Origin of the sequence: Tenacibaculum sp. M341, assembly GCF_004337695.1 — a bacterium.
Lineage (GTDB): Bacteria > Bacteroidota > Bacteroidia > Flavobacteriales > Flavobacteriaceae > Polaribacter.
On the sequence record NZ_SJXJ01000009.1, the window covers coordinates 1 to 24125 of the forward strand.

Here is a 24125-nt window from a genome sequence, read left to right on the forward strand (position 1 = left end):
TTCGTTCTTTATTGAATAGATTTGACACCACAATTACTAGTTGGAAAGGCTTTAATTTCCTAGCATTTATTGTAATCGGATTAAAGAAATTTCATAAAATTGAAAAGTCAAGATGACTTCTATATTTAAGAATGTATTTTTAAGTATGTAAATTAATAAATAAAACAAAAAATATTTGGTTTTATCATAGAATACGATGAACGAAACATAGTGAAGTGAAGAAGTAATCTGTTAATTCAATAACGAAAACCTCATTTTAAAAATAAAGATTGCTTCATCCGTTGTAGTTCTTCGCAAAGCCTTCTTTATTTACAAGTAAGTTAAAAGTGAAATCACATTGAACTGATGTTGATTACTAAAAAAATAAGCCTCTTAAAAAGGCTTATTTTGGTTGTTTTCTGTGAAATTATAGAGTTGTGCAACGGCTACCATTGTTGTGTACTGTTTTTTACTCCAATTCGTCATAAACAATGTTAAAATCCAAATCGTTCGGAATCTTTAATTTTTTTCTTTCACGCTCATATTGCTCGATAGTCAAATTCGGACTTTGTTCTGTATTTTTATTTACTTCAATTATGTGATAGTTAGTCACGCTTTTATTAATTCCGTTTTCTGATGTTTTTGGATGGCTTTTAGCAATTATAAAATCTCCATTTTCTCCAACAGCAAAACTGTTTCGGGTACAATTAGTCGGTTTGATTTTTTTTCTGAGTGATACCAAATACTCATTTCGTCAAGCGCATTATTAGCTAATAAAAAATAGTCGTCGGTTATTTCTCTTTCAACTAATCCAGCTCCGAAATAACAAGATTCCAAAATCAGTAATAGAAATATCCCAATAATTTTATTAGTATTTCTCAATCTTTTCATGAGTTTTTTTAATTTTACTCAACATTTAATGTAAAATGCGTTTTAATGCATTTTTACATAGTGTTAGCATTATTTTTTTAAAAATTTCACATCCCAAGTTTCAAATAAGAAATCCTTGTTAATTAAATCTTTGTACTCTATAGATTCAACCATCCTTGCTTTGACATATTGATGTTCCATTGTATATTCAGTGGTCCAATCAAAAAATTCAATAAACTGAAATAAATTATTGTCATTAGTTAACTGAATTTCTTTCCATTCAAAAGTTGTTCCTTCCGAATTAGCCCACATTGTTCTACAGCCCAATGGTCCGAAATTAGGTTGTATTTCAATCTCCTTGAAATATCCATCCTGTTCTTCCAACTTGGATTTAAATAGTTGTCCAGAAATCATTGTGTCGAATAGTTTTCGGTCGATTTCATTAAAATGATCCAAGACATCCCAGACAGTTCCATCATAAGATTCAAGGTCAATCAAGTAACTATTCCATATCATTCTGCTACAAGCACGATACTTTAAGAAAGGTTTTGAAATGTCATTTTGTTCTTTCATTTTCAATTAACGTCGTTAGCTATAGTTATTTTTTGTGAATTTCCTTTCCGTTTTCATTGACACAAAATTCTTTGGGATTTTTTTTAGCATATTCTTCAATTTTAAGCATAGTAGATTCATTTAGGTCTAAATACTTAGCATCAAAAGCTGTTAAAGCACCTAAGGATACAATTTTTTTATATTCTTCAGGAATCTTAACCTCATTAATAGATGATTTGTCATTTTTTACATAATAATTCTCTGCTTTTTTTAATAGAGATACTAATTCATCATCACCAATATATTCTAATCCAGTAATTATAGTAGGTATATACTTTCCATATCCATTAGAAAAAAATTGTTTAAATCCACCATTCGTAACTTGTCCGTCTAAATACCACCAATAATAAATAGCCTTTTGTCCAAAAGACAAATTTTGACCCTTTGTGAGTTCATTTGATGGATTTTCAATATATAGAGACAAAGGTTCTAAAATATACCATCCAAAATCAGTTCCTGTTTTTTCAAAAAAAGTTTTTTCATTTAATTTAGGTCTAAAGTGTTTACTCTCTTTAAATATCCAATATGGATTTTCCGTTTGTTTTATTTCTTTAGATTTTTCTTTTGATTCAATTTTAGACTTCTTATTGTTACAAGAAGTTAGAGAAAAAAAAACAAGAAGTGTTAATAGTATTAATTTTGAATTCATATTATATTGATTTACGTTTTTTGTTTTCTGACTAAAGCTAGGTCGTTTTATAGATATTCACTTTTTAAAATTTATTCATGATCTTTTTCTTATCTTTTTACTTTAATATGTTTGCTAACAGTTTTTAAGAACTATGAGGAATTACAGCTAACGTGTTTGTCTATGAAACGTAGGGCAGAGGGTTAGCACTACCTCCACGTTTATAACTAAGTCAAATATAATGTTTTGTGTTTATCTTCAAGATTGAAAACCAAATTTTATATTTGGCGACATAGCGGATAAGTCAAAACCTTTTGAATGATCATAGACCACCCTATGTTTTTTATATGGTATTGTAAAACGTTTTATTGCAGCTTTAATTAATCGATTCAGTCATTAAAAGTATTTCCTTATTAATTATTTCAGCGTTTTCTTTCTTTGTGATTATTGAACCGTGATTTGCATCAATATAAAGATGTTTTCCTTTAGTAGATAGATCTTTTAGTTCTTTTTGCATTTCAAACCATATTTTAGGGTTTCCATACTGTTTTTTTGCTGTAAAAACCAGAATAGGTAATGAGTCTAATACATTTGACTGACCAGCTCGTAAAAGAATATCATCATTTATGTTATTTTCTTTGAGATATCTACGATAAACATCTCCTGAATAGGAAGTAAGGTTGTGTTTTCGGTTTTGACAGTCTTGTGGTAAATCCTTATCCAATGATTTTGGGCTAGTTATTGAATTATAGGCTCCCATTATTCCCATATCATGAAGAACAGCAAATATTTTTATTAAACTAATTTGACTTTTTTCAAATAATCCATTTTCAGCTAATCGTTTCCATTGTTCAGGATGACTTGAGTCTATAAAAACCATCGCTTTTACTTCATTTGGATATAGGTCTCTAAATATTCGATTATAGGGACCACCCATCGAGTGACCAATTAATATGTAAGGTGGTTTTTCTCCATTTTTTTCTAGCAGCGCGTGTAATTGGCGTGCATAAAATTCAGGCGTAAAACTATCTTTACTCGATTCACTAAACCATTTTCCTTCTCTGTCATAACGCACAACTCTCATATTTTTTTTCAAACCTTCTGCAATCCAATGAAACACATCTGTATCATTTCCTGCACCTGATTCAAGGATAAGAGTTGGCAGATTATTTTTTTCTCCATCTGTTCTGATATGCAGTTTTGTTCCATTTACATCAACTAACTCGCCTGGTGGTATAGGTTTTGAACTAAATAATCGAAAGCATAATCCTGATATCAATATTAGAATTATAATTCCTCCTATAATTTTACCGATCCATTTGAAGATTTTTAGAATTAATTTCATTGTAGTTTTTTCGTAAATGTTTGCCAACGGACTTGTCTATGAAATGTAGCGTGCAAAAAGACACTAGCTTTTCGGTTAACACAGAGCCGAATTTTTATATTTTTTTTAAATTTTTTCTCTTTTTAAAAGCCAAAATAGACCATTTCATTCGTTTTCAAGGGAAAAAATTTAATTCTTTTTCAGTATATAGAATTAATTCTTGTATCGTATTTATCTTTTTCACAATTTCAATTTTATTTTCTACATTTTTCACTTTTGATTCTTCTGAATAACATTCAATAAAGTCTTTACAACCGCTTATGATTCTTTCTTTTATATTTTCGATAGTATCAATTGTTATAAATTCTGAAGGGTAAGAAAATCCTATGCCTGTAACCTTATCATAATGCTTATGATTAAATTTAAATTTGTTACCATTACTATCAATAACTGTATCTGATTCGTGTATTCCTGGAGTAAAGTGTTCATTCAATCCCCAATGCCCTGCTATTGATTCACTAATTAATTCAGTATGACTTTTATATACAGAGAAATCCCATAATACGTCACAAAGCATAATAATAGGATATTTCAATTTATCACTACTAACAGCTTTGTAGGCTTTATTAATCTGCTTGTTCCAGTCAGAGTCTATTTTATCATAATCTTTTTTAGAGATAAATAATCTTTTTATAAAATTCATATTTCTAAAATGACATTGTAGTTTTAAATGAATACCAACGGTTAAGCTAAACACAATTGTGTTTATTCACTTTATATTGTTTATGTTTTGTTTTTAATAATAAAAAGGAATACGAGGTTTAGTCACTTATTTCTTCATCTTTTTTCAGAACTTAAAATTATAAAATAATAATAATTGTACAATGTTTTCAGTATGAAATTTTCATAAAATATGATACACTTTTTAGTATTTTTCTAATGTTATATAAGAAGCGTAAAAGAGAAAAAGTTTAGTGTTACCTATTATCGAGAAGAATATGAACGTAATAACAAACGAATAGATAGTAAGTAAGGGCGTTATATGAAAAGCAAACGTCAAAGTACTGTAGCGCCTGTTTTTGGCACCCTGACTCAGTTTATGGGACTTCGTAAGATAAATACTTTAGGGATTAAGCAAGCTAATAAGGTGATGCATGTATCGGCAATTGCTTATAATCTGAAAAAGTATTTAAAATTTATAAAAAAGACTATAAGAAGTAAGGCAAAGGCTATAAATAGTCTGTTTTTAATAAAAAGGATGTTCGTAGACTTTATATCATACTTTTTAATGTACTCAAAATTAAAAGCAGTTTTATAATTACTAAAAAAATAAGCCTCTTGAAAAGGCTTATTTAAAGTTGTTTTCTGTGAAATTATAGAGTTGTGCAACGGCTACCATTGTTGTGCGTTCGTTTTTATTTTCCAGTCATTATATCGTATTCTTTCGGTATTTCCACGCCATTAAATTTGTTTGTCAGTCCGTAGAATATCATTAAAGTCAGTATTATTCCAATAATCAGAATAATGTAGGATTGTTTATTGGGCTCAATTCCAATTATTTTATTTTTCATTTTTTTTGAATGAACAGCAGAAATATGCACAAAAAATAAAATTATAGCAAGTCCATAATATGGTATAAAAAATAAGTTCAACGGAAACATATTTAGTCCTGCAACTCCGAAATAGAAATTAGTATCTAAATTCAAGATTAGTCTGCCAGATAAAACTGCACTTAAATGAATTAATAAGAAAAAAGCAAGATAAAGACCACTCCAAATTTGCAATCTTTCATAAAAGTCAGATACATTTTTCCGTTTTTTTAAGAATAGTTTTATTCCTGAAACAATTTGAATCCCAACTGCGAAAAGTAATATAGTTTCGGCAATTAAATTTCTATAAAAAACTCTAAAGTCATTCATTAATTCAATATGGGCTTTGGCTCCAAAAATGCTATAAAAGTGATTAAACAGGTGTAACCCCACGAAAATGGAAATGATAATTCCAGAGAAATAATGTATACGTTTCATTTTTTTTTTGGACAAAAATCAATTTAAAAATTAAGTTATCATTTGATTTATATCAAATTCGGGTTTTTATATTTCGAATTCTGCTTAATGTTTCAAGTGTAATCCCAATATACGAGGCTATATGCGTTAGCGGAATTCTTTGAGTAATGTCTGGTCGAATGGATAAAATATTATCATATTTCTGTTTTGCCGAATGAAATTGCATAGACGAAATTTTTTCCTGTTGTTGTAACATTGTTTTTGTCACAACTATTTTACTTAAACGTTCAAAATCATTGTACTCATCAGATAGTCTTTCTACATCTATTCTTGATATCTCCAATAATATGGAATCTTCCAGCAGTTCTATAAAATGTGGACTTGGGATATTGAGAAAAAAACTATTTATAGAACTAATAAAATCATTATCGAAAGCAAACCAATCCGAAATGTCTTTTCCATCTTTTAAATAGTATGCTCTTGCACAACCATTAAAGATGAAAAATGTTTTATCAGAATATTGTCCTTCTCTGACAAGTATTTCACCTTTTGGTAAAACCAAAAGGTTAGAACTATTGGATAATTTCTGTTGACATTCAAAAGACAATTTTGAATATATTTCGCTAATTTGATTTATTATTTGTTTTTTATTTACTCTCATTTAGGGAAATGACGCACAACGTAGGGCTAAACACAATTGTGTTTATTCCCGTTATATATAGACCAAAAATACTCATATATATTATAAATCTAAAGGGTTTTTAATATTATCGAAATTTTTAGTGGCAACATGTGTATATATTTCAGTAGTTTTTGTAGAGTTGTGTCCTAATAATACTTGTATATATCTTAAATCAGTTCCATTTTCTAAAAGGTGAGTAGTAAAGCTATGTCTTAAAGTATGTAGTGTTACATTTTGCATCGTTTTATAACATGGTTTTTATTATATAAATATTTTTGTTCATTTTTATGAGATCAAAGTAAAATACTACTTTTTGTTAGCTGAATATTATACGTATATTATTCGAATAATATACTGTTGTAGAATTGGAGATCATACATCGTTTATCATCTAAAAAGGATCTTTAAGGAAAATCTAATAATAAAATGAGATATGTATTGTAAAAGTGCAAAAAGGAAAGACAAAAACAGAAAAAGTTAAATGCTGAAAATAGCATATAAATCAATCATTTTAACACAGTAGTAACATGAACAGATTGCAGTAAAGAGAGAGGTAAACCCTCTTTTTAAACACAAAAAATTGCAGTAGTAACAGTAAAAAACAGCAAATAATAGCCATTAAAAAAGAAGCTTAGCTTTTATTTTTTGCAAAGTTACGGTTATACAAGAGCAAAGTTGCGTTTGATTGGTTGCAGCTTTGCAGTTGGTTAGGTGCAAAGCTGCGGTTGCATAAGAGCAAAGCTGCAAAAAAAAATTGCAGCAGCAGCAATTTTGAGAAAAAAGCACAAAAAAACCTCAAAAATATCAATGTATTTTTGAGGTTTTACCTTTTAAAAGTTGTATAACTAGTTACACCAGTTTATAATCAACGTTATTTAATAATTGTTTCAAACGTTTATCGGGTTTAAAATTTATACACGATTCATTAATTTTTCGAATAACAGCATGTATATAATGTCTTTTTAGAGTAGTAATTTCTTGCGGATTGTTCTTTCGAATTCTTTTTATATTCATCATATTTTTTTGTTTTGTGTAGCAAACATATGTTAACTACAGGTGATACTTTTTATTGATAGCTATTTTTTAATAGTATTCCTTTTGTGTCAAAAATATTGTTTAATAGAGTTCTAAGATGGTATTAGAACCTTAGGTATCTGTAGTTGCAGTAAATACTAATGGATAATAAAATTATTATTTAGTGTGATTTAAGTCTTTGTAAAGAAAAGAAATAGATTGATATTTCTTCTAAAAAGACATCTTATTATTTAAGGTTTATATTTGTATCATAAAAATAATTGTTTGGAGATAATACTCTTTATCTAAAACGAAATTCAAAGAGTTTAAAATTTACAAGGCTTAAAATAAATAGTAGTCATTTTTAGCTCTATTAACATAAAAATTGAAAATGAAACAACGAATAATGTTTATTGAACCTGGAGGAGGGTTAGATGCCTATGATGCTAGAATAGGATTAGTTACTTTCTCTAAAACTGGAAAAACCATAAAGTATGGTAATCAAGAGTTCCAATCTTTGAAAGGAATGGGATATAAATGTAATTATTATGATCTTGAAACTGGAGAAGAATATTGGATTTCTGGTCCTAAAAAAAATGGAGAAGACGCTCTTTATCCTTTAGATATTGAAATAGATGAAGATATTAGAGAGGCATATTGGATAGAAATAAGAAATAGACCTGATTTAATTGAAATGGCAACTTATAACTCTAAAGGAAAATATACTAAACGTACTCCTAATCCTGAGTTTTCTTTAGGAGGAACGACTAGAAAAGGAACAAATAGAGGAGGAGATAAAATAAGAAGAAAATAGAGTTTGTATACTCTTTAGATATATTACTTTCTGGAAGTAAGATAATAATACAATTAAATGGGAGCTTGGAGAACATTACATTTTTTTGATCATGAAACTTTTATTAGGGAAATGTCTCCTAAACTAAGAGATTTAAAATTTCTAAATGAAACTTTTGAAAATCCATATTTTAAAAGGTATTTAAAAAGGACGAATCAAGAGAAAGAAAAAGTTTTGACAAATATTTACAATATTGCTGATAGTTTAAATGATGATTTAAAAACACATCCAGAGTTATTTACTATAGAAACAGCTAAAAAGCAAGCACATGAAAAATATGATGCTTTTAGTTCTAAAAAATATAGACTTTACGAGGCTTTTATATCAAAAAACAATCTTGGAATTGAAGCTTTTGAATATTTTATGAACTATATTATTTTTTCGACATATGCTGATTTTATTCCTTATTTTAGGTTTGGAAAATCTTTACTGGAATCATTTACAAGAGCTACTAAAAATTCAATTAGTGAAGAGTTATTGAGTAGAATCTCTGGATTAGATTATGGTAGTATTTACGAAAGGTTTGATGATGGTATAATGACTTGGTTGTCTTATGAAGAAGTGGAATTATTTTATTTAGATTCTGAAAACATTATACCTAAAGATAAAGATTGTATGGTTTATGTAAACGAGTTTAAGATATTTATTAAGTATGCTTATGATAACAAGTTAGGATTAATAGCTATGAAAGATTTTTTAGAACCTGTTTTTGGCTTGAAGTCTAAGATTAGCTCTTTTGAAAATTATGCAGTCAATGAAAAATATAACTTTATACATTTTGAATAGTAAAACAATCTGTCCTTTAATTATATAAGACAGAAGTATCATAAAAACAAGAATTAGAAAACTCACTAAAAATAACTGAATATGTTTAAATGGTTTAAGAAAAAAAATAGTTCAAATTCAGAAAATGAAAATGGACTTGATTACAGTAAAATAGATAGTAATGAGAAAGCAATTGAATTGTTTAAAAAAGGTGAACTTACAGAGTTACATTTAATGCCTTTAGAATTTGGAGGACAAGATATTCCTATGAATATTCTATATGTTCCTGAATTTGCAAAAATGTTCAAATTAAGATTTGACAAAATGATTGAGGAGCTATTAATTGATGGTGAAAAATTAAGTTATTCAGCAGAACCAGAGTATAAAGGGAATAGTTTTATTCCTTCTAAGCTAAAAATTATGGTAACAGGTGATTCAGAATTTGTTGAAACAATAAATATTTGGTGAAAGTAAGAACTGTTAGAAGTAGCATCAAAGTTTGAATACTTCTAATTAATTTTACAATCAAAATAGCAAATAAAAACGCATAAAGTGTTTGTATTAAAAACTATGAAAAGAGCATTAATAATTCTAATAGTTATAATATTTTCTAATTGTTTTAATAAAGGAGATGAAGTAAAAAACTCTAAATATGAAATTTTATTTTTAAAAGGAGAAATAAAAATTCCTAATAACTATAAACTTATTAGTTTAGATGATTATGAAAAAATAATTTTAGAGAAATATACTGATACATTGTTCTTAAAATCAAAAAGATTAGCAATAAATGCTATTAAAGAAAATTTTTCTGAATATGCATTTTTTTATGACGAAAAAGATTTTGAAAATACTTTGATTATTTACCCATCACCAAATCAGAATGTTAATAAATATGTAAAGGATGACTTGATAAATTTTATGACTGAGCTAATGAAATTTCAGAATAGTAATAATAATTTTAGTTATGAAAGTGTAGAAAATAAAATGATTGGTAGTAAAATAATTAAAGTTAAAGGAAGATTAGTAAATTCTGAATTTTCTGAGAATAATATCTATTCTACTCAATACATTTTTGAAGGTAATGGTAAAGTATTTATGGCTTATGTTATGCATAAAAATAGAACTATAGATTTTGAAAAAGAGATTACTGAAATTAAATATGATTAAAGAAACTATAAAAACAGTAATTAAGAATACATATGAAAAAAAACAAAATGGAGAATATTAAATTGAGTGTACTAATTTTTTTGGTTCTAATTCCAATTTTAGCTTTTGGACAAATCCCTAAGGGTCATTTTATAGATGCTGACGACTCTGTTAAAAAAGGATATAAACTAAAACCATTTAAACAAAAGAAAAAAGGGATCTATCATTATGCAATTTTGAGTGAACTGCCATTTGAAAATGATTGTGGAAGTGATCTTTCTGAAAAGGAACAAATCGATTGCTCTGAAAAAAAATTAAATAAATTGATAAGCGCTAAACTAAATTCTAAAATTGAATTTAAAGGTGATGTTTATATTTATTTGACAGTTACAGAGAACGCTAAAATAGTTGACATCAAAGTAAAATCTTATCCTCAGACAGAGGAAATAGACAAATTATTTACTAGGGCTATTGAACAAATAGAAGTGAAGGCTGGTAAGTTTAAAAATAAGATTGTAAAATCGAGACTTTGGACGAGTTTCAAATATGAGTAAAAAATATTATTATTTCTGATTCAATTATTAATGTAAATTAAGGCAAGAGTAAATATGATAAAACTATTCAGAGCAATAAGGAGTAAATCAATAAAAAAAGAAAATATAAAAAGATATTTTGTGTATGCTATTGGAGAGATTTTTCTTGTTATGATAGGAATATTGTTAGCGTTACAGGTAAATAATTGGAATCAACATAGCATTGAAAAACGAAAAGAGAAAAAAGCATTAACCGATTTATACAAAGAGTTTAAGTTAAATAAAGAAAGAATTAGTGATAAGCAACAATTAAGAGTATCAATAGTACCTAAATTAAAAAAGTATATCGGTGAAGTTTCTTCAGGAAAAGCTACTTATAATGCTTTTAAAGAGTTTCATACAAATCAATTTATGTTTGGTATGACCAACCCTTCAAAAGGAGTAATTGATGCTTTAATTTCGTCAGGAGAGATCGGATTGATTTCTAACGACTCTCTTAAATATTATATATCAGACTGGAAAAATCAAGTAGAAAATTTATATGAGAATGAACAAATACTCTGGAATTCTGGCTTGAATTATATTGAATCCTATGCTAAATCAATCCCTATTCCTAGCCACGAATGGAACGATTGGAATGAAGAAAAACTAGAATTAGCATTTAAAGAAGTGGTTTCTAATGTAGGGTATAAAAATAATTTAATTGGTTTTGAGGGAGCTAACGCTATTGTTATTCAAGAATGTGAAGATATCCTTAAATCATTGGATGCTATTTTAACGATATTAGAAAAGGATAATAAATAGAATATAAACGATATTTAAAAGACCTATTAAGAATAATTTAATGCTGCATCCATTACGAAAACATATTGAAGAAATAATTAGCTTAACTGATGAAGAGTTTGATTTTGTTTTGAGTCATTTTAATCAAATTAAAAAAAAGAAACATCAATATATCGTTCAAGAAGGAGAACTGGTAACCAAAGAGTTTTGGATTATAAAAGGTTGTATGAAAAGTTATTTTGTTGATGGTAATGGAAAAGAACACATTCTTCAATTTGGAATGGAAAATTGGTGGATTACAGATTATGAAGCTTTTGTAAAGCAAACTAAATCAAAAACCTATATAGATTGTATAGAAGATTGTGAATTGTTATATATTACTTTTGAAAATAGAGAAAAGTTAACTTCAGAACTTCATAAAATGGAACGATTTTGGGCTAAAAAAAGCAAGTTTGGACGAATAGCTCTTCAAAATAGAATTTTATCATTACTTCAAAATTCAGCAAAAGAAAAATATGACTTACTTCTTGAACAATATCCTAAACTTTTTCAACGTGTTCCTAAAAAAATGATTGCTGCTTATTTGGGCGTTTCTAGAGAAACGTTAAGCAGATTAAATTCATAGTTTTTATTTTCTTTCATACCTTATTTTTTAAAGTGATGTACATCACTTTAAAGTTGTGACATGGCTCCTGTGTAACATTCTTGTAGTATTAGACCTTTGTATAAGAATTAATTTAATTAAAAAATTATGCCATATATTAATATTAAGGTTACTGATGAACAAGTAAGTATAAAGCAGAAACGCTTGTTAATAGAAGGAACAACCCAACTTCTTGTAAAGATACTTAACAAAAACCCTGAAACAATTCATATAGTAATAGATGAAGTTCCAATTGGAAATTGGGGAGTTAACAGCAAACAATATTTAGCAACTAAAAAAGAAAATGATGTTTAAAGAAAGTATAAAAGAAATAGAATATTTAATCACCAATTATTTTGAAGGTCTTTTTTTCGGAGATATTTCTAAACTTGAAAGTTGTTTTCATAACAACGTATTTATTTATGGAGATATTAAAGGAATGGATTATTTAAAAAGTAAAAACAAATATTTAGAGGGAGTAAAAAATAGGAAGAGTCCAAATGATTTAAAAGAAACTTTTTCTATGAAAATTATAGGAATTGAAATTATGGAGAGAATTGCAATGGTAAAAGTACATGTTCCTATGTTAGGCTATAATTACTGCGATTATTTATCCTTGTATAATTTAGAGGGTAAATGGATGATTGTAAATAAGATTTTTACGCACATAGAATAAAATTAATTATTGAACAATTCAATTATTTTATAAACTTAGTAAAGGCTTCCCTAAAAAGGGAAGTCTTTAAAACGAGATTTTCGTTATTAAATTAACAGATTACTTCTTCACTTCACTACATTTCGTTTATCGTAATGATGCAATTCATTAATTTGGATGCTTATAAAAGACATTCTTAAATCAAACTCACATTAAATAGGTATTTGAGAATAACCGTTTGTCATCTATCTTAAAAACTATATATTTAACGCTACGTGATATTAAAACAAACAGATGAATTTTGAAGACTTAATCCAAGATATATACCATAAAATTAAGACTATTGAAGATCCAGGAGAGATGGCGTCTTATATTCCTGAATTATCTAAAGTAGATCCAACGAATTTTGGAGTTCATATTTCAACAATTAATAATATTAACTTTGGTATTGGTAATTATAATGATAAATTTTCCATTCAGAGTATTGCTAAAGTACTTGCATTAATTTTGGCTTATCGTATTGTAGGTGATGAAATTTGGAACAGAGTAGGTGTAGAACCATCTGGTACAGCATTTAATTCTCTAGTTCAACTTGAATCAGATCAAGGTATTCCTAGAAATCCATTTTTAAATGCAGGCGCAATCGTAGTATCAGATATACTTTTAAGTAATTTAAAGAATCCGAAAGAAGATTTTATAGCCTTTGTTCGAAGTATTTCTGAAAACAAAACAATACAATATTCTAATAAAATAGCCCAATCAGAAAAAAAAGTAGGATATAGAAATGTAGCTCTATGTAATTTTATTAAATCATTTGGACGAATTGAAAATGAACCTTCTGATGTTCTTGATTTTTATTATGATTTATGTTCTTTAGAAATGAGTTGTAAAGAACTTTCGGAATTATTCTTGTTTTTGGCCAATAATGGTAATGATATTAAAAGTAATAAATCGGTGTTAAGCGAAAGTCAATCTAAAAGGATTAATGCTTTAATGCAAACCTGTGGTTTTTATGACGAATCTGGAGAATTTGCTTTCAAAGTAGGGCTTCCTGGAAAAAGTGGCGTTGGCGGCGGAATAATTGCAATTCATCCAGATCAGTATGCAATTGCTGTTTGGAGTCCAAAGTTGAATAAAAAAGGAAATTCGCATAAAGGAATGAAGTTTTTGGAAGAATTTACAACTAGATCTGAATTATCTATATTTTAAGTAGATAGATATGATAATGTTTAAAAATGCCTCAAAACAAGAACTTGATATATGTTATTGAAAGCGATAAAAAAAGAAAATATATTATTTTTTGTACTAATTCTATTGTCTGCTTGTCACAATAATTTGATAGATAAAGACTATGATGATAAAATAACTAAAGATTTTATTAAACAATTAATTGAAAGTCAAGAAAAACTATACCAAGAGAGAAGTTTTATTCACTCAAATTGTATACTAGAACAGCCTGAATGGACATTAATTGACAATGAATTTACATCAATTATCCAAAAAGAATTAAAAATTGAAAACAAAACTTTTTTAGAATTTCAAATAGATCTACTTAATGATTTTAAAATAGTTAAAGAGTTAACTCCTAACAAAAAAATAATTACTGATCTAGAATACAATAAATTTAATGAATCATTTAAAGAAAATGAATTTGCCTATATAGATTGGTTAGATGAAATGAGTTGTAAGGAAGGTTTTTCATCTATTTCTAAGCCAATTTTTAATGAAAAATATAATTTAGCTGTAATTCGTTATGAAAAAGTTTGTGGTCCATTGTGTGGAGGAGGAGTAATAGCTATATATGAGTTAATTAAAGGAAAATGGCAACAAAAGAAAATAATAGATAATTGGATATATTAAAAAATGAAGAGAATGAAAAAGTTTATGATATTAATCTCGATGTTAGTATTAAATTTTGGAATAGTTTTTTCTCAAACTAAATCAGAAGTTGATTCCCTATTAACTGAAATTGCTAAAACAAAAAACTCAAAAGATATTATAAAAACTATTCAAGCCAAAAGGATAGAAACATTTGGTGAAAAATCATTGATAACTCTCGCAGAGTTTTTTACAGATCTAACCTTAACCAACATTAAATCTGAGTGTAATAATCGGAATTTAACTAAAGGAGAAATAGCGATTATAATAGCAGATAAAATTGAATCCATGCCATATTATACGCTTACTCAAATTCAAAATTGTACATTGACTTTTTGTGAAAATAATCCGAATTTGATAGAATATTATTTTAGCACCAATAATTCTTTAAATAATAAAATATTTAAAGAACGATATGTAAAATGGTTATTTAGCAATGATAGATTGAAAAGAGTAAAAGGAAAAGAAAGAAAACAGCGAAAAAGAATATTAAAGGAATGGAAAAAGACAATCAGACAGGAATTAATAGAATGATTAAGCTAGATAATTTGCTCCTTATTATGATACAATCATATTTAAAAGTACATTAATTTCTAACATGTATATTTGTTTTTATACGCATCGATGTTATATGATGCTTTAAGGATAAACAAGTGGAAGTAATTTAAATGAAGAAAATTAAAAAGAAGCATATTTACAAGTACTTAATTGAAATCATTATTATAGTGATTGGTGTATTGATTGCTTTCTATGTTACTAATTGGGGAAATGAAATTCAAAAGAGAAAGACTGAAAAAGAGATTATTTCACAGATTTACTTCGAATTAAGTGATAATTTAATTGACTTAAAAAATGATATTGAAATTCATAGAGCTGGATTGAGAAGTCAGTTAAAAATTCAAAAGTATTTAGATAACGAAAAGGTCAATGTTGACTCTTTAATGATGGATTTTTATTGGGCTTCAAAAGATGAATATATTTTTCCTAATACATCTGCCTTTGATAATTTAAAAAACACAGGAATGGGAATTATAAAAAATGATTCTCTAAGAAATTTAATTACGCTTGTTTACAACAATTATTTTCCAAGAATCACAAAAGGGAATAACTTGCATCCAGATATATCAAGCTATTTAACTCCTTATTTTAAAAAGAATTTCAAAGTAAACAGAAATCCTAATATCAAATATAATTTATACTTAGGAGATTCTTTGAAGGTAACTTATCCAATAGATTTTGGTAATGGAATAAAACAAATAATCGGATATATTCCTGTAAATAAGCAAAAGTTAAAAGAAGATGAAGAATTTAAATTCTTAATATCTGAGATATTATGGTTTAGACTCTATAAAATTAATTATTATCATTTATCAATAGTCAATACTAAAAAAATATTGACAACAATTGAAACGGAATACCCCAAAACTATTTTGAATAATGCCGATAAATAATCTGTAGTTAACATAGAAAATACAGTGGATGAGTTAAAAATTATACGAGAATACTATAAACCGATTCAACCAACAGTGTCGGCTACCGATAAAGAAATCAGCTATGAAGAAATTCAACCAGATAGAAAAATCAAAAACTTTATCTACTGTTTTTGGCAACTTAAAACACAGAAAAAATTAAACAACGAATACAATTACCGTGTGGTTTCAGATGGTTGTATTGATATATTCTTTGAACATAATCAACCGACTGAAAATTTTGTTATGGGATTTTGCAATAAGTTCGTGCAATTTCCTATTGGAAAAGAATTTGATTATATCGGTATCCGCTTTTTACCTTCTGCATTTACTCATTTATTTGGAGTGAACGCTCATGCTTTAAGCAACCAATCTCAAGAATTGAAGAAGGTTTTACCTAATTTATCAGAATGGATTACCTCCAAAATTAAACCTTCAGATTCATTCGAAAACATTACAAAAATGTTGAATACAAAGATGATTGAGTTTTTAAATACACAAGTTATTCAATGCGATCATCGTTTTATAGCGGCTTTACATCTGATTTTTCAAAAGAAAGGAAATTTAGATACCGAAAAAGATCTTAATACAGGATTAAGTTCAAGACAACTTAGAAGGATATTTAACTTTTATGTAGGAACAACAGCAAAATCGTTTAGCAATGTTGTACGATTTCAATATGTATTGAATGCAAAACCTTCTAAAAACAGTAAATTATACTTTGATGTAGGATTCTTTGACCAAGCACATTTTATTAAAAATTTCAAAACATTTTATGGTGTAACACCTACCGAAGCCTCTCTTTAAGATTGTCCGATTTTTACAATACCTGATTTTCTTCTCAATCTAAATTTGCAGTATCAAAATCATTGATAATGAAGATATTTTTATTAATCGTATTTGTTATGACATTCAGCTTAACAAGTGCACAAACAAAAAACAAGATGAAACTTAATGCAGGTATAATCACCAAGAAATTACAGGAAACGAAAAAATTTTACACTGAAGTTTTAGATTTTGGAGTGAGTTTTGAAAACGAATTTTATGTATTACTTCACACACCTAACGAATCAGCAGAAATAAGTTTTTTACAACCGAATCATCCAAGTCAAAAGCCTATTTTTCAAACCGAATTTAACGGAAAAGGAGTGTATTTGACCATTGAAGTTGAAAATGTAGATGAAGTCTATAAAACATTAAAAGAAAAAGGAATTCATATGGAAATAGAAATTAGAGATGAAGTTTGGGGCGACAGACATTTTGCTATTAAAGATCCAAACGGAATTGGAATTGATATTGTTACTTATACGAAACCAGAGGAATAGAAAATGTTGAATTTGTTTTTAAAAAAGAAGCTTTATTATTTAACGTTTATATTTGTGAGAAATAGGTTAGATATAAAAAGGAAATGGTAGTACTAACAGCGAGTCAGGTAGATAAAATTTGTGCTTTTGTAGAAAAGCAGATAGAAAAAAATGGATGTTAAACAGAATTTTAATACTAGAGTAACTTATTATAAAACAGGAGCTATAAAATCTAAAGCACAATACCAAAACAATAAAGTTCATGGTACGTTATTAAAATATTCCTTAGATGGTAATTTAATGTCGAGTTTTCACTAGTTAATTAAATAAAGAGAAAATTATGTTATTAAAGAAAATACTTGATGTATTTTATGGTTTTGTATTATCTATAATATTAGTATTACTTGGTTTGTTAGTTACAACATTAATAATACACGGTATTGCAGTTATTATTTCAATTATAATAATCTTTTTTGTTGGGATTTATCTTTTTATAAATAAAAGAAAACAGTTAGCAATCGGGGTTTTTATAGGATTAATACCTATTGTTTTATTTACTTTATCTATAATTAAAATGGGAAGATTACATTAATTAATATTAGGTTATATCATAAATAAATTAATAAGCTAAACATCGTAAATAAGATTCTATATTAAATGAAAAAACTCTTTGTTATATCTAAATGGACTTTAATAATAGGAGCTATAATCTATAATGTTTTAACTATTGTTTTTACAATTATAGTAGGCACAGCAGGACATAATAGAGAAATAGATACTTCAAACTCGTTGTCTTCTCTTTTAATGATAATCTTTTTATCATGTAGTCATAAATTTGAAAATACAACAAGCTTAATATTTGAAATTCTAAATTGGTTGACAATCGCACTGGTAACTTGGGTAATGATAAATATTGTAAAAGGAAGCATTATTGATTATAATAAAGGTGAAGAATGGTTAATTACTTTATATATTCTATTACCTATGGTGATATATTTAATTGTAGTAGTTGGTTTTGTTAAAAAGATGAATAGAAACAAGATTTGACAATAAAAAAACAGGATTCAATTTACATAACTGAATCCTGTTTTAGTTTTTTAGTACTTTATAAAATTTTTAAACTATTTCATTTTAATAGCTCCAATACCAGTATTCCATAACTTTTGATTAAAAGCAGGTACTTTATTGTTTATTAAGTCTTCAGCAGTCTTCTTTAAAGAACTCCATTGCTTATCTAATTCAGCTTTTGTATCAATAGAAGCCTGGGTAACTTTAGGTAAACTACCGCTAGTTTGATTCATTAAAAATAAATATTCAGCAGAAAACTTGTTCTCAAAATTTTCTACATCATCATAGGCTTGAGACCTTCTTTGTACCATTAATTCATCCCAAGCTTTAATTTCTTTCACTAATTGTTTTCCTTCACTAATTAATGCTACATTTTTACCTTCTTTTTTCATTTGTTTCACCGCGGCATTAATATCTCTTGACATGGTACTTAGCAAGTTTACCTTGTTATGCATATCTGTAACATTAGCTTCCATTTCACTCATAATTTTATCATAGGCAGTAAATTCAGCTTTGGTAATATTATAGTTAGGATTTTCTTTGATAACAGCCTTAGTAGTGTACGTTTTTCCATCGTAAGATAATTTCATAGTATAAGTACCTGGAGCAACTCTATGACCTCTAAAATTAGCTTCTATATATACTTTTGGCACACCAGGAACAATTTTATGTTTCATATTCCATACAAAACGATTTAATCCTTTTTTCTTAGGTAACCTTGGAGCTCTAGGAGCGCCACCACCATTGTGAGGAATATAAGTTTTGTCTTTTTCAGATGTATAGATATTAATTATTTTTCCATTACTATCTAAAACAGTAAGTGTTACAGGTTTTGTTTTATCTACGTTTGGTAGGTCATAATACAATTCAATACCATTAGCAGGATTCACACCTACAAAGTCTTGCATTCCATTAAAACTAGAAATATTACCACTCATTCTGCCTCCCCAATTTCCGTAGAAAATAGGTTCTGGATTATACACTTTAACAGCTTTGTTTTTAGCGTTGTATTGAGACAATAATGATAAGTTATCTAAAATCCAAAAAGCTCTACCAGAAGTACCTACAATTAAATCATTCTGATGCACTTTTAAATCTAAAATAGGAGTAACAGGTAAGTTTCTCTGAAAAGATTCCCAGTTATTACCATCATCAAAAGAAATATACAAACCTAATTCAGTACCAGCATATAACAACCCTTTTTTGTTTTTATCTTCACGTACGACTCTGGTATGTGCTCCATTTGGAATACCATTGTTAATAGCTTTCCATGTTTTTCCGTAATTGGTACTCTTAAATAGAGCAGGAGTATAGTCTCCTAATTTATACTTAGTAGTAGCAATATATACCACAGCAGGATTGTGTGGTGATACTTCAATCGCATTCACTAATGTTTCACCTAAGTTTTTTGGAGTTATATTTTTCCAAGTTTTACCATTGTCTTTGGTTATGTGAACTAAACCATCGTCACTTCCTGAATAAAAAACACCTTTTTCGTGTGGTGATTCTATTAAATAGCTGATAGTACCATAATTTTCTGCACCTACAGCTTCGTTTGTATAAGGACCACCTCCTTTACCTTGTTTCTTATCGATATCTCTAGTTAAATCAGGAGAGAAATGTGTCCAGTTTTTACCTAAATCAGTAGATTTTAACACAACCTGAGCTGCATGAAAAATTGTATTAGGTTCGTGTTGAGACCAAATAATAGGAGCATTCCAATTATATAAATATTTCATATCTCTGGCAGCTTTCCCTAAGTATTGAAGCGGAGCAGCCATAATATTGGTGCTAATCATGTTTTTCATGTCTAAAACTTCAATAGTACCTAAGTAACTTCCACCCACAACCACATCTGGTTTGTTTTTATCAAAAGCTAAGAAAGCACTTTCACCACCCGCAGAACGAGTCCAATTACGTTCAGAAATACTATAACCAGTCATATTCATACTAGCAATACGAATCGAAGAATTGTCTTGCTGACCCGCATAAATATTATATGGAAATAAATTATCTACATTAATTCTATAAAATTGAGCTGTAGGCATGATATTTTGTGTAGACCAGCTTTTTGCAAAGTTGAATGATATTGCTGCACCACCATCGTTAGCAATCACCATGTTTTTTGAGTTATGAGGATTGATCCATAAATCGTGATAATCACCATGAGTTCCGCTAATTCTTTCCCAGCTTTTACCACCATTTTTAGAGCGTAGGGCAGGGGCACTTAATACATATACCGTTTCATCATCATTAGGATCTACAAACACCTCTGTATAATACCAAGCACGTTGTGTTAATCGGTTATCGCCACTAACTAAGGACCAACTTTTACCTGCATTATTAGATACATATAAACCACTTTTATCTTTTTGAGTATCACTTTCAATTAAAGCGTACACTTTGTTACTGTTACTTCTACAAACCGCTACAGCCATTTTACCTAATTCTTTTGGTAATCCTTTTTGAATTTTCTTCCAAGTTTCACCAGCATCATCAGACTTATATAAACCACTTCCTTCACCACCGCTAATCATTTTCCATGGGGTTCTTTGGTGATGCCATAAAGCAGCGTATAATATTTGTGGATTGTTCATATCGATAGATAATTCAGAAGCACCAGCAAAATCATTAACAAATAATGTTTTCTTCCAAGTTTTTCCACCATCAACTGATTTATAAACACCTCTTTCTGAAGTAGGAGAAGAGTATTTTCCTTGTGCAGCTACATATACAATATCTGGATTTGTTGGGTGAATTACAATTCTTGAAATTTGTTCTGTTTTAGTTAAACCGATATGTTTCCAAGTTTTTCCAGCATCGGTAGATTTATACACACCGTCTCCGTAAGAAGTCATAACACCACGTATAGCATGCTCTCCCATACCTACATATATAATGTTCGGATTACTTTCTGAAGCAGCTACAGCACCAACTGAACCTGTTTTAAAAAAGCCATCACTAATGTTTTTCCAATGTTGTCCTGCATCTTCAGTTTTCCAAAGACCACCACCAGTAGTTCCCATATAATATGTGAGTGGGTTGTTTACTACTCCTGTAGCACTTACAGAGCGTCCACCTCTAAACGGACCAATATTTCTATATTTTACAGAAGAAAAGTATTGATTTGCCTCTTGGGCAAGCATCAATAAGGGGAATGCTATTAAAATAACAGTAATCCTTAATCTCATAAGTTCAGTATTTATTCGGTATTTATTAAGTGTCCTAAATTAAAAAGAATTATTGGGTTTGCGGTGGATGTTACAAAGGAAATAAAGGGTTAGAAAACAACTAAATTGTTAATTTTTCAACAAAAAGGATGTCATAATAGACTTAATAAGTATCATTTATGTACTTTATTCTAACAAACTATTCAAGTTACTCTTATACATTTTACCAATTGGGATGATATAATCTTGAATTAAAATTCTATTTCCCTCAATTTCGTTGATATGTTTTTTAGCAATTACAAATGATTTATGAACCTGAAAAAACTCGTTATTAGGCAACACATTTAAGATATCGGATATTTTTTCTCGTACTTGTATTTCGTTGTCAACCGTTACAACTTTAATATAATTACCAGTAGCCTCTATAAATAAAATATCATCTGTTTTAACTTGAATGTATTTTTTACTTGATTTTAAAAACAAACTTTTAGATTCGCTTTTAATAGTTATAGCTTCCTTAGTGAATGATTTACCATCAATTTTATTAATTGCTTTTATAAAACGTTCAAAGCTAAATGGTTTTAATAAATAATCAACAATATTAAGTTCATAGCCTTCTAAAGCATATTCCTGATAAGCTGTTGTAACAATTACTTTTGGCGGATTCTGCAATGTTTTTAAAAAATCGAAACCTTTGAGTTTAGGCATGTTTAAGTCTAAAAATATAAGATCTACTGCATTATTTTGTAGGCATTGCATTGCCTCAATAGCATCGTAACAGTTTTGCACAAACGAGAGATTGGGTAATAAATCACAATAACCTTTTATAATATCATGAGCAATATGTTCGTCATCAACAATTATATACTTAATCATAGTCGTAAGTTTAATTTTGCAGTATAAATATTTTGGTGTATAGCAGTTGCAAACTCGTATTTTTTAGGATAAGCTAAAGCTAAACGTCTTTCTAAATTTTTCAAGCCAATACCGTTTTCTCCTTGTATTTCTTCATCAAAATTATTTTCAATTATTAGCGTAATACTATTTTCTTTAGCTGTTAGTTTAATTGAAATAAAAGCATTATTTCTTAATACTTCAATACCATGCTTAAAAGCATTTTCAACTAAAATAATAAAAAGTAAAGGCATTATTTTTAAATTTTTATTAGCTACATTAATATCAAGTTTTACATTAATCTCTTTATGATAACGCATTTTATGTAATTCAATATAATTACTGATAAAATCAATTTCTTGTTGTAATGTAACATATTCTTTTTGACCTTCATAAATGCTATAACGCATCATATCAGATAATTTTAGAATCAGTTTTTTAGCTTTTTCACTGTCTTTATCTACCAATCCATATAAGTTATTCAACATATTAAAGAAAAAATGTGGATTTACTTGAGATTGTAAATGCATTAACTCTGTTTTTGTTTTTTCATTTTTCAGATTGATAATGAATCTAATATTTATAAAAACCCAATGAAAAACAGCTATACATATAGTAATAAAGTACATAAAAATGAACTCGATAAAACCTTCTAATTTTCCGAAAGTATCGTTAAAAAAAACAATAATTAGGCCAATAACGACAAGCGTTATACGAAGGTTTCGCATTGAAAATATAGTAGTACGATTCAAAAAATTCAAATTCATAAGTCAATATTACTCAAATTAAATACGAGGTACAAATTAGTTGATAAACGACTTAAAATGTAACATAAACATTCTAATATGTGTGATAAACATCTTTGATCCCTTTTACCAATAAGAATATCACTACTTAATAGCTATACATCCCAATTTCTTTTTGTTGAAACGCTTGATAATTAGGTTTGTCCATATCAAAATAAAAAAGAATCGTATGCAACTAACTATTAATAATTTGAGTAAAACTTATGATAACGGTGTAAAAGCACTCCAAAATGTATCGTTAGAAATGTCAAACGGAATGTTTGGGTTGTTAGGACCAAATGGTGCAGGAAAATCAACTTTAATGAGAACGATAGCAACACTGCAAGACGCTGACCAAGGTAGTATAAAGTTAAATGATTTAGAAATACAAACCAATAAAAATGCTGTTAGAAGATTACTAGGATATTTACCACAACAGTTTGGAGTATATCCTAAAATGTCGGCAGAAGTGTTGTTACATCATCTAGCTGTATTAAAAGGGATTACAAATAAAAAAGAACGAGCTAATATTGTAAATGCGTTATTACATAAAACAAATTTATATGACGTTAAAAAACAAAGTTTGGGTGGTTTTTCTGGCGGAATGAAACAACGTTTTGGAATAGCCCAAGCACTTTTAAACAATCCTAAATTATTGATTGTAGATGAGCCTACAGCAGGGTTAGATCCTAAAGAACGCAATCGTTTTTATAATCTTTTAAGTGAAATTGCTGAAAATACCATTGTGATTTTTTCTACACACATAGTAGATGATATTAAAGAATTGTGCACCAATATGGCAATTATTAATAAAGGGAAAGTAGTACTAAAAGGAAATCCATTAGAATTGATTCATCAGTTAGAAGGAAAAGTATATAAAAAAATGATTCATAGAAATGAATTAAATAGGTATAAGAATTCATACAAAGTGATTAATGAAAAATTATTTTTAGGTAAACCTATTATTCATATTGTAAGTGATACGGTTCCTAATAATGGATTTACTCCTGTAAAAGCTAGTTTAGAAGATGTGTATTTCTCTCAAATTAATAACTAAAACAATAT

28 protein-coding genes and 3 pseudogenes are annotated in these 24125 nt (G+C 28.0%); 21 read left to right on the forward strand and 10 right to left on the reverse strand.

Annotated features, from left to right (window positions below):
• Window positions 1–116, forward strand: a pseudogene (locus tag EYW44_RS22780) (IS5/IS1182 family transposase); the annotation flags it as partial.
• Window positions 117–939: 823 nt separating this feature from the next.
• Here EYW44_RS22780 and EYW44_RS11355 read toward each other — a convergent pair.
• From EYW44_RS11355 to EYW44_RS11370, 4 genes are all read right to left on the reverse strand, one after another.
• Window positions 940–1365, reverse strand: a complete 426-nt coding sequence (locus EYW44_RS11355) for a hypothetical protein (protein WP_132723789.1) — start codon at window positions 1363–1365, stop codon at window positions 940–942.
• Between the two features lie 82 nt (window positions 1366–1447).
• Entirely contained in the window at window positions 1448–2110 is a 663-nt protein-coding gene (locus EYW44_RS11360; protein ID WP_132723790.1) for a DMP19 family protein, read from the reverse strand.
• 355 nt (window positions 2111–2465) lie between these two features.
• A complete protein-coding gene (locus EYW44_RS11365) occupies window positions 2466–3434 on the reverse strand; it encodes an alpha/beta fold hydrolase (RefSeq protein WP_132723791.1) in 969 nt (322 codons plus the stop codon).
• 154 nt (window positions 3435–3588) lie between these two features.
• Window positions 3589–4170 (reverse strand): hypothetical protein, encoded by a 582-nt coding sequence (locus EYW44_RS11370; RefSeq protein ID WP_132723792.1) that lies wholly within the window; start codon window positions 4168–4170, stop codon window positions 3589–3591.
• A gap of 204 nt (window positions 4171–4374) precedes the next feature.
• Between EYW44_RS11370 and EYW44_RS11375 the strand changes: the two are divergent.
• Window positions 4375–4731, forward strand: a pseudogene (locus EYW44_RS11375) (transposase); the annotation flags it as partial.
• Between the two features lie 97 nt (window positions 4732–4828).
• On the opposite strand, the gene EYW44_RS11380 reads toward EYW44_RS11375, so the two are convergent.
• The 3 genes and pseudogenes from EYW44_RS11380 to EYW44_RS11390 form a co-directional block, all read right to left on the reverse strand.
• Window positions 4829–5440: a hypothetical protein gene (locus tag EYW44_RS11380; protein ID WP_132723794.1), complete on the reverse strand. Its 612-nt coding sequence runs from the start codon at window positions 5438–5440 to the stop codon at window positions 4829–4831.
• A gap of 52 nt (window positions 5441–5492) precedes the next feature.
• Window positions 5493–6080, reverse strand: a complete 588-nt coding sequence (locus EYW44_RS11385) for a Crp/Fnr family transcriptional regulator (protein WP_132723795.1) — start codon at window positions 6078–6080, stop codon at window positions 5493–5495.
• Window positions 6081–6161: 81 nt separating this feature from the next.
• Window positions 6162–6332 (reverse strand): annotated as a pseudogene (locus tag EYW44_RS11390) (tyrosine-type recombinase/integrase); the annotation flags it as partial.
• A 1173-nt stretch (window positions 6333–7505) separates the two neighbouring features.
• Between EYW44_RS11390 and EYW44_RS22480 the strand changes: the two are divergent.
• The 18 genes from EYW44_RS22480 to EYW44_RS11475 all read left to right on the forward strand — a co-directional run bounded on the left by EYW44_RS22480 (window position 7506) and on the right by EYW44_RS11475 (window position 18190).
• Window positions 7506–7928 (forward strand): hypothetical protein, encoded by a 423-nt coding sequence (locus EYW44_RS22480; RefSeq protein WP_207893773.1) that lies wholly within the window; start codon window positions 7506–7508, stop codon window positions 7926–7928.
• A 57-nt stretch (window positions 7929–7985) separates the two neighbouring features.
• Window positions 7986–8753, forward strand: coding sequence for a hypothetical protein (locus EYW44_RS11400; RefSeq protein WP_132723796.1), 768 nt, complete (start codon window positions 7986–7988; stop codon window positions 8751–8753).
• A gap of 81 nt (window positions 8754–8834) precedes the next feature.
• Window positions 8835–9200, forward strand: a complete 366-nt coding sequence (locus tag EYW44_RS11405) for a hypothetical protein (protein ID WP_132723797.1) — start codon at window positions 8835–8837, stop codon at window positions 9198–9200.
• A gap of 102 nt (window positions 9201–9302) precedes the next feature.
• The gene (locus EYW44_RS11410) at window positions 9303–9899 is read left to right on the forward strand and encodes a hypothetical protein (protein ID WP_132723798.1); all 597 of its coding nucleotides are present in this window, start codon (window positions 9303–9305) and stop codon (window positions 9897–9899) included.
• A gap of 47 nt (window positions 9900–9946) precedes the next feature.
• Window positions 9947–10432, forward strand: coding sequence for a hypothetical protein (locus EYW44_RS11415; protein ID WP_132723799.1), 486 nt, complete (start codon window positions 9947–9949; stop codon window positions 10430–10432).
• 54 nt (window positions 10433–10486) lie between these two features.
• Window positions 10487–11215 (forward strand): DUF6090 family protein, encoded by a 729-nt coding sequence (locus EYW44_RS11420; protein WP_132723800.1) that lies wholly within the window; start codon window positions 10487–10489, stop codon window positions 11213–11215.
• Window positions 11216–11255: 40 nt separating this feature from the next.
• A complete protein-coding gene (locus EYW44_RS11425) occupies window positions 11256–11819 on the forward strand; it encodes a Crp/Fnr family transcriptional regulator (protein ID WP_132723801.1) in 564 nt (187 codons plus the stop codon).
• A gap of 126 nt (window positions 11820–11945) precedes the next feature.
• Window positions 11946–12152 carry a tautomerase family protein gene (locus tag EYW44_RS11430; RefSeq protein WP_132723802.1) on the forward strand — a complete coding sequence of 69 codons (207 nt, stop codon included), beginning with the start codon at window positions 11946–11948 and terminating at the stop codon, window positions 12150–12152.
• A complete protein-coding gene (locus EYW44_RS11435) occupies window positions 12145–12513 on the forward strand; it encodes a nuclear transport factor 2 family protein (protein ID WP_132723803.1) in 369 nt (122 codons plus the stop codon). Before EYW44_RS11430 ends, EYW44_RS11435 begins: the two co-directional genes overlap by 8 nt.
• 273 nt (window positions 12514–12786) lie before the next feature.
• A complete protein-coding gene (locus EYW44_RS11440; RefSeq protein ID WP_132723804.1) occupies window positions 12787–13701 on the forward strand; it encodes a glutaminase in 915 nt (304 codons plus the stop codon).
• Between the two features lie 51 nt (window positions 13702–13752).
• Entirely contained in the window at window positions 13753–14352 is a 600-nt protein-coding gene (locus EYW44_RS11445; protein WP_165872206.1) for a hypothetical protein, read from the forward strand.
• A 12-nt stretch (window positions 14353–14364) separates the two neighbouring features.
• Window positions 14365–14904, forward strand: coding sequence for a hypothetical protein (locus EYW44_RS11450; protein ID WP_132723806.1), 540 nt, complete (start codon window positions 14365–14367; stop codon window positions 14902–14904).
• A 134-nt stretch (window positions 14905–15038) separates the two neighbouring features.
• Window positions 15039–15821 carry a DUF6090 family protein gene (locus tag EYW44_RS11455; protein ID WP_132723807.1) on the forward strand — a complete coding sequence of 261 codons (783 nt, stop codon included), beginning with the start codon at window positions 15039–15041 and terminating at the stop codon, window positions 15819–15821.
• Between the two features lie 24 nt (window positions 15822–15845).
• On the forward strand, window positions 15846–16646 hold the full coding sequence (locus EYW44_RS11460; RefSeq protein ID WP_243643645.1) for an AraC family transcriptional regulator: 801 nt from the start codon (window positions 15846–15848) through the stop codon (window positions 16644–16646).
• Between the two features lie 137 nt (window positions 16647–16783).
• On the forward strand, window positions 16784–17164 hold the full coding sequence (locus tag EYW44_RS11465; protein ID WP_132723997.1) for a VOC family protein: 381 nt from the start codon (window positions 16784–16786) through the stop codon (window positions 17162–17164).
• 150 nt (window positions 17165–17314) lie between these two features.
• Window positions 17315–17461 (forward strand): hypothetical protein, encoded by a 147-nt coding sequence (locus tag EYW44_RS22200; protein WP_165872207.1) that lies wholly within the window; start codon window positions 17315–17317, stop codon window positions 17459–17461.
• 22 nt (window positions 17462–17483) lie between these two features.
• Entirely contained in the window at window positions 17484–17735 is a 252-nt protein-coding gene (locus EYW44_RS11470; protein WP_132723809.1) for a hypothetical protein, read from the forward strand.
• 65 nt (window positions 17736–17800) lie between these two features.
• Window positions 17801–18190, forward strand: coding sequence for a hypothetical protein (locus tag EYW44_RS11475; protein ID WP_132723810.1), 390 nt, complete (start codon window positions 17801–17803; stop codon window positions 18188–18190).
• 74 nt (window positions 18191–18264) lie between these two features.
• Here the strand turns inward: EYW44_RS11475 and EYW44_RS11480 are convergent, their stop codons facing one another.
• From EYW44_RS11480 to EYW44_RS11490, 3 genes are all read right to left on the reverse strand, one after another.
• Entirely contained in the window at window positions 18265–21402 is a 3138-nt protein-coding gene (locus EYW44_RS11480; RefSeq protein ID WP_132723811.1) for a WD40/YVTN/BNR-like repeat-containing protein, read from the reverse strand.
• A 165-nt stretch (window positions 21403–21567) separates the two neighbouring features.
• A complete protein-coding gene (locus tag EYW44_RS11485) occupies window positions 21568–22257 on the reverse strand; it encodes a LytR/AlgR family response regulator transcription factor (protein ID WP_132723812.1) in 690 nt (229 codons plus the stop codon).
• Complete coding sequence (locus tag EYW44_RS11490; protein ID WP_243643646.1) at window positions 22254–22805, reverse strand: sensor histidine kinase; 552 nt, start codon at window positions 22803–22805, stop codon at window positions 22254–22256. Before EYW44_RS11490 ends, EYW44_RS11485 begins: the two co-directional genes overlap by 4 nt.
• Before the next feature lie 445 nt (window positions 22806–23250).
• On the opposite strand from EYW44_RS11490, the gene EYW44_RS11495 reads away from it, so the two are divergent.
• On the forward strand, window positions 23251–24117 hold the full coding sequence (locus EYW44_RS11495) for an ABC transporter ATP-binding protein (RefSeq protein WP_132723814.1): 867 nt from the start codon (window positions 23251–23253) through the stop codon (window positions 24115–24117).
• Window positions 24118–24125: the final 8 nt, after the last annotated feature.

What these genes read in the sequence shown, in the direction of transcription:
- EYW44_RS11495 (WP_132723814.1), top strand. Translation starts at nt 23,251, where the DNA reads ATGCAACTAACTATTAATAATTTGAGTAAAACTTATGATAACGGTGTA.
- EYW44_RS11455 (WP_132723807.1), top strand. Translation starts at nt 15,039, where the DNA reads ATGAAGAAAATTAAAAAGAAGCATATTTACAAGTACTTAATTGAAATC.
- EYW44_RS11410 (WP_132723798.1), top strand. Translation starts at nt 9,303, where the DNA reads ATGAAAAGAGCATTAATAATTCTAATAGTTATAATATTTTCTAATTGT.
- EYW44_RS22480 (WP_207893773.1), top strand. Translation starts at nt 7,506, where the DNA reads ATGAAACAACGAATAATGTTTATTGAACCTGGAGGAGGGTTAGATGCC.
- EYW44_RS11420 (WP_132723800.1), top strand. Translation starts at nt 10,487, where the DNA reads ATGATAAAACTATTCAGAGCAATAAGGAGTAAATCAATAAAAAAAGAA.
- EYW44_RS11475 (WP_132723810.1), top strand. Translation starts at nt 17,801, where the DNA reads ATGAAAAAACTCTTTGTTATATCTAAATGGACTTTAATAATAGGAGCT.
- EYW44_RS11365 (WP_132723791.1), bottom strand. Translation starts at nt 3,434, where the DNA reads ATGAAATTAATTCTAAAAATCTTCAAATGGATCGGTAAAATTATAGGA.
- EYW44_RS11445 (WP_165872206.1), top strand. Translation starts at nt 13,753, where the DNA reads ATGTTATTGAAAGCGATAAAAAAAGAAAATATATTATTTTTTGTACTA.
- EYW44_RS11415 (WP_132723799.1), top strand. Translation starts at nt 9,947, where the DNA reads ATGGAGAATATTAAATTGAGTGTACTAATTTTTTTGGTTCTAATTCCA.
- EYW44_RS11430 (WP_132723802.1), top strand. Translation starts at nt 11,946, where the DNA reads ATGCCATATATTAATATTAAGGTTACTGATGAACAAGTAAGTATAAAG.
- EYW44_RS11405 (WP_132723797.1), top strand. Translation starts at nt 8,835, where the DNA reads ATGTTTAAATGGTTTAAGAAAAAAAATAGTTCAAATTCAGAAAATGAA.
- EYW44_RS11480 (WP_132723811.1), bottom strand. Translation starts at nt 21,402, where the DNA reads ATGAGATTAAGGATTACTGTTATTTTAATAGCATTCCCCTTATTGATG.
- EYW44_RS11380 (WP_132723794.1), bottom strand. Translation starts at nt 5,440, where the DNA reads ATGAAACGTATACATTATTTCTCTGGAATTATCATTTCCATTTTCGTG.
- EYW44_RS11425 (WP_132723801.1), top strand. Translation starts at nt 11,256, where the DNA reads ATGCTGCATCCATTACGAAAACATATTGAAGAAATAATTAGCTTAACT.
- EYW44_RS11450 (WP_132723806.1), top strand. Translation starts at nt 14,365, where the DNA reads ATGAAAAAGTTTATGATATTAATCTCGATGTTAGTATTAAATTTTGGA.
- EYW44_RS11435 (WP_132723803.1), top strand. Translation starts at nt 12,145, where the DNA reads ATGTTTAAAGAAAGTATAAAAGAAATAGAATATTTAATCACCAATTAT.
- EYW44_RS22200 (WP_165872207.1), top strand. Translation starts at nt 17,315, where the DNA reads ATGGATGTTAAACAGAATTTTAATACTAGAGTAACTTATTATAAAACA.
- EYW44_RS11400 (WP_132723796.1), top strand. Translation starts at nt 7,986, where the DNA reads ATGGGAGCTTGGAGAACATTACATTTTTTTGATCATGAAACTTTTATT.
- EYW44_RS11465 (WP_132723997.1), top strand. Translation starts at nt 16,784, where the DNA reads ATGAAACTTAATGCAGGTATAATCACCAAGAAATTACAGGAAACGAAA.
- EYW44_RS11355 (WP_132723789.1), bottom strand. Translation starts at nt 1,365, where the DNA reads ATGATATGGAATAGTTACTTGATTGACCTTGAATCTTATGATGGAACT.
- EYW44_RS11490 (WP_243643646.1), bottom strand. Translation starts at nt 22,805, where the DNA reads ATGCATTTACAATCTCAAGTAAATCCACATTTTTTCTTTAATATGTTG.
- EYW44_RS11470 (WP_132723809.1), top strand. Translation starts at nt 17,484, where the DNA reads ATGTTATTAAAGAAAATACTTGATGTATTTTATGGTTTTGTATTATCT.
- EYW44_RS11485 (WP_132723812.1), bottom strand. Translation starts at nt 22,257, where the DNA reads ATGATTAAGTATATAATTGTTGATGACGAACATATTGCTCATGATATT.
- EYW44_RS11440 (WP_132723804.1), top strand. Translation starts at nt 12,787, where the DNA reads ATGAATTTTGAAGACTTAATCCAAGATATATACCATAAAATTAAGACT.
- EYW44_RS11360 (WP_132723790.1), bottom strand. Translation starts at nt 2,110, where the DNA reads ATGAATTCAAAATTAATACTATTAACACTTCTTGTTTTTTTTTCTCTA.
- EYW44_RS11385 (WP_132723795.1), bottom strand. Translation starts at nt 6,080, where the DNA reads ATGAGAGTAAATAAAAAACAAATAATAAATCAAATTAGCGAAATATAT.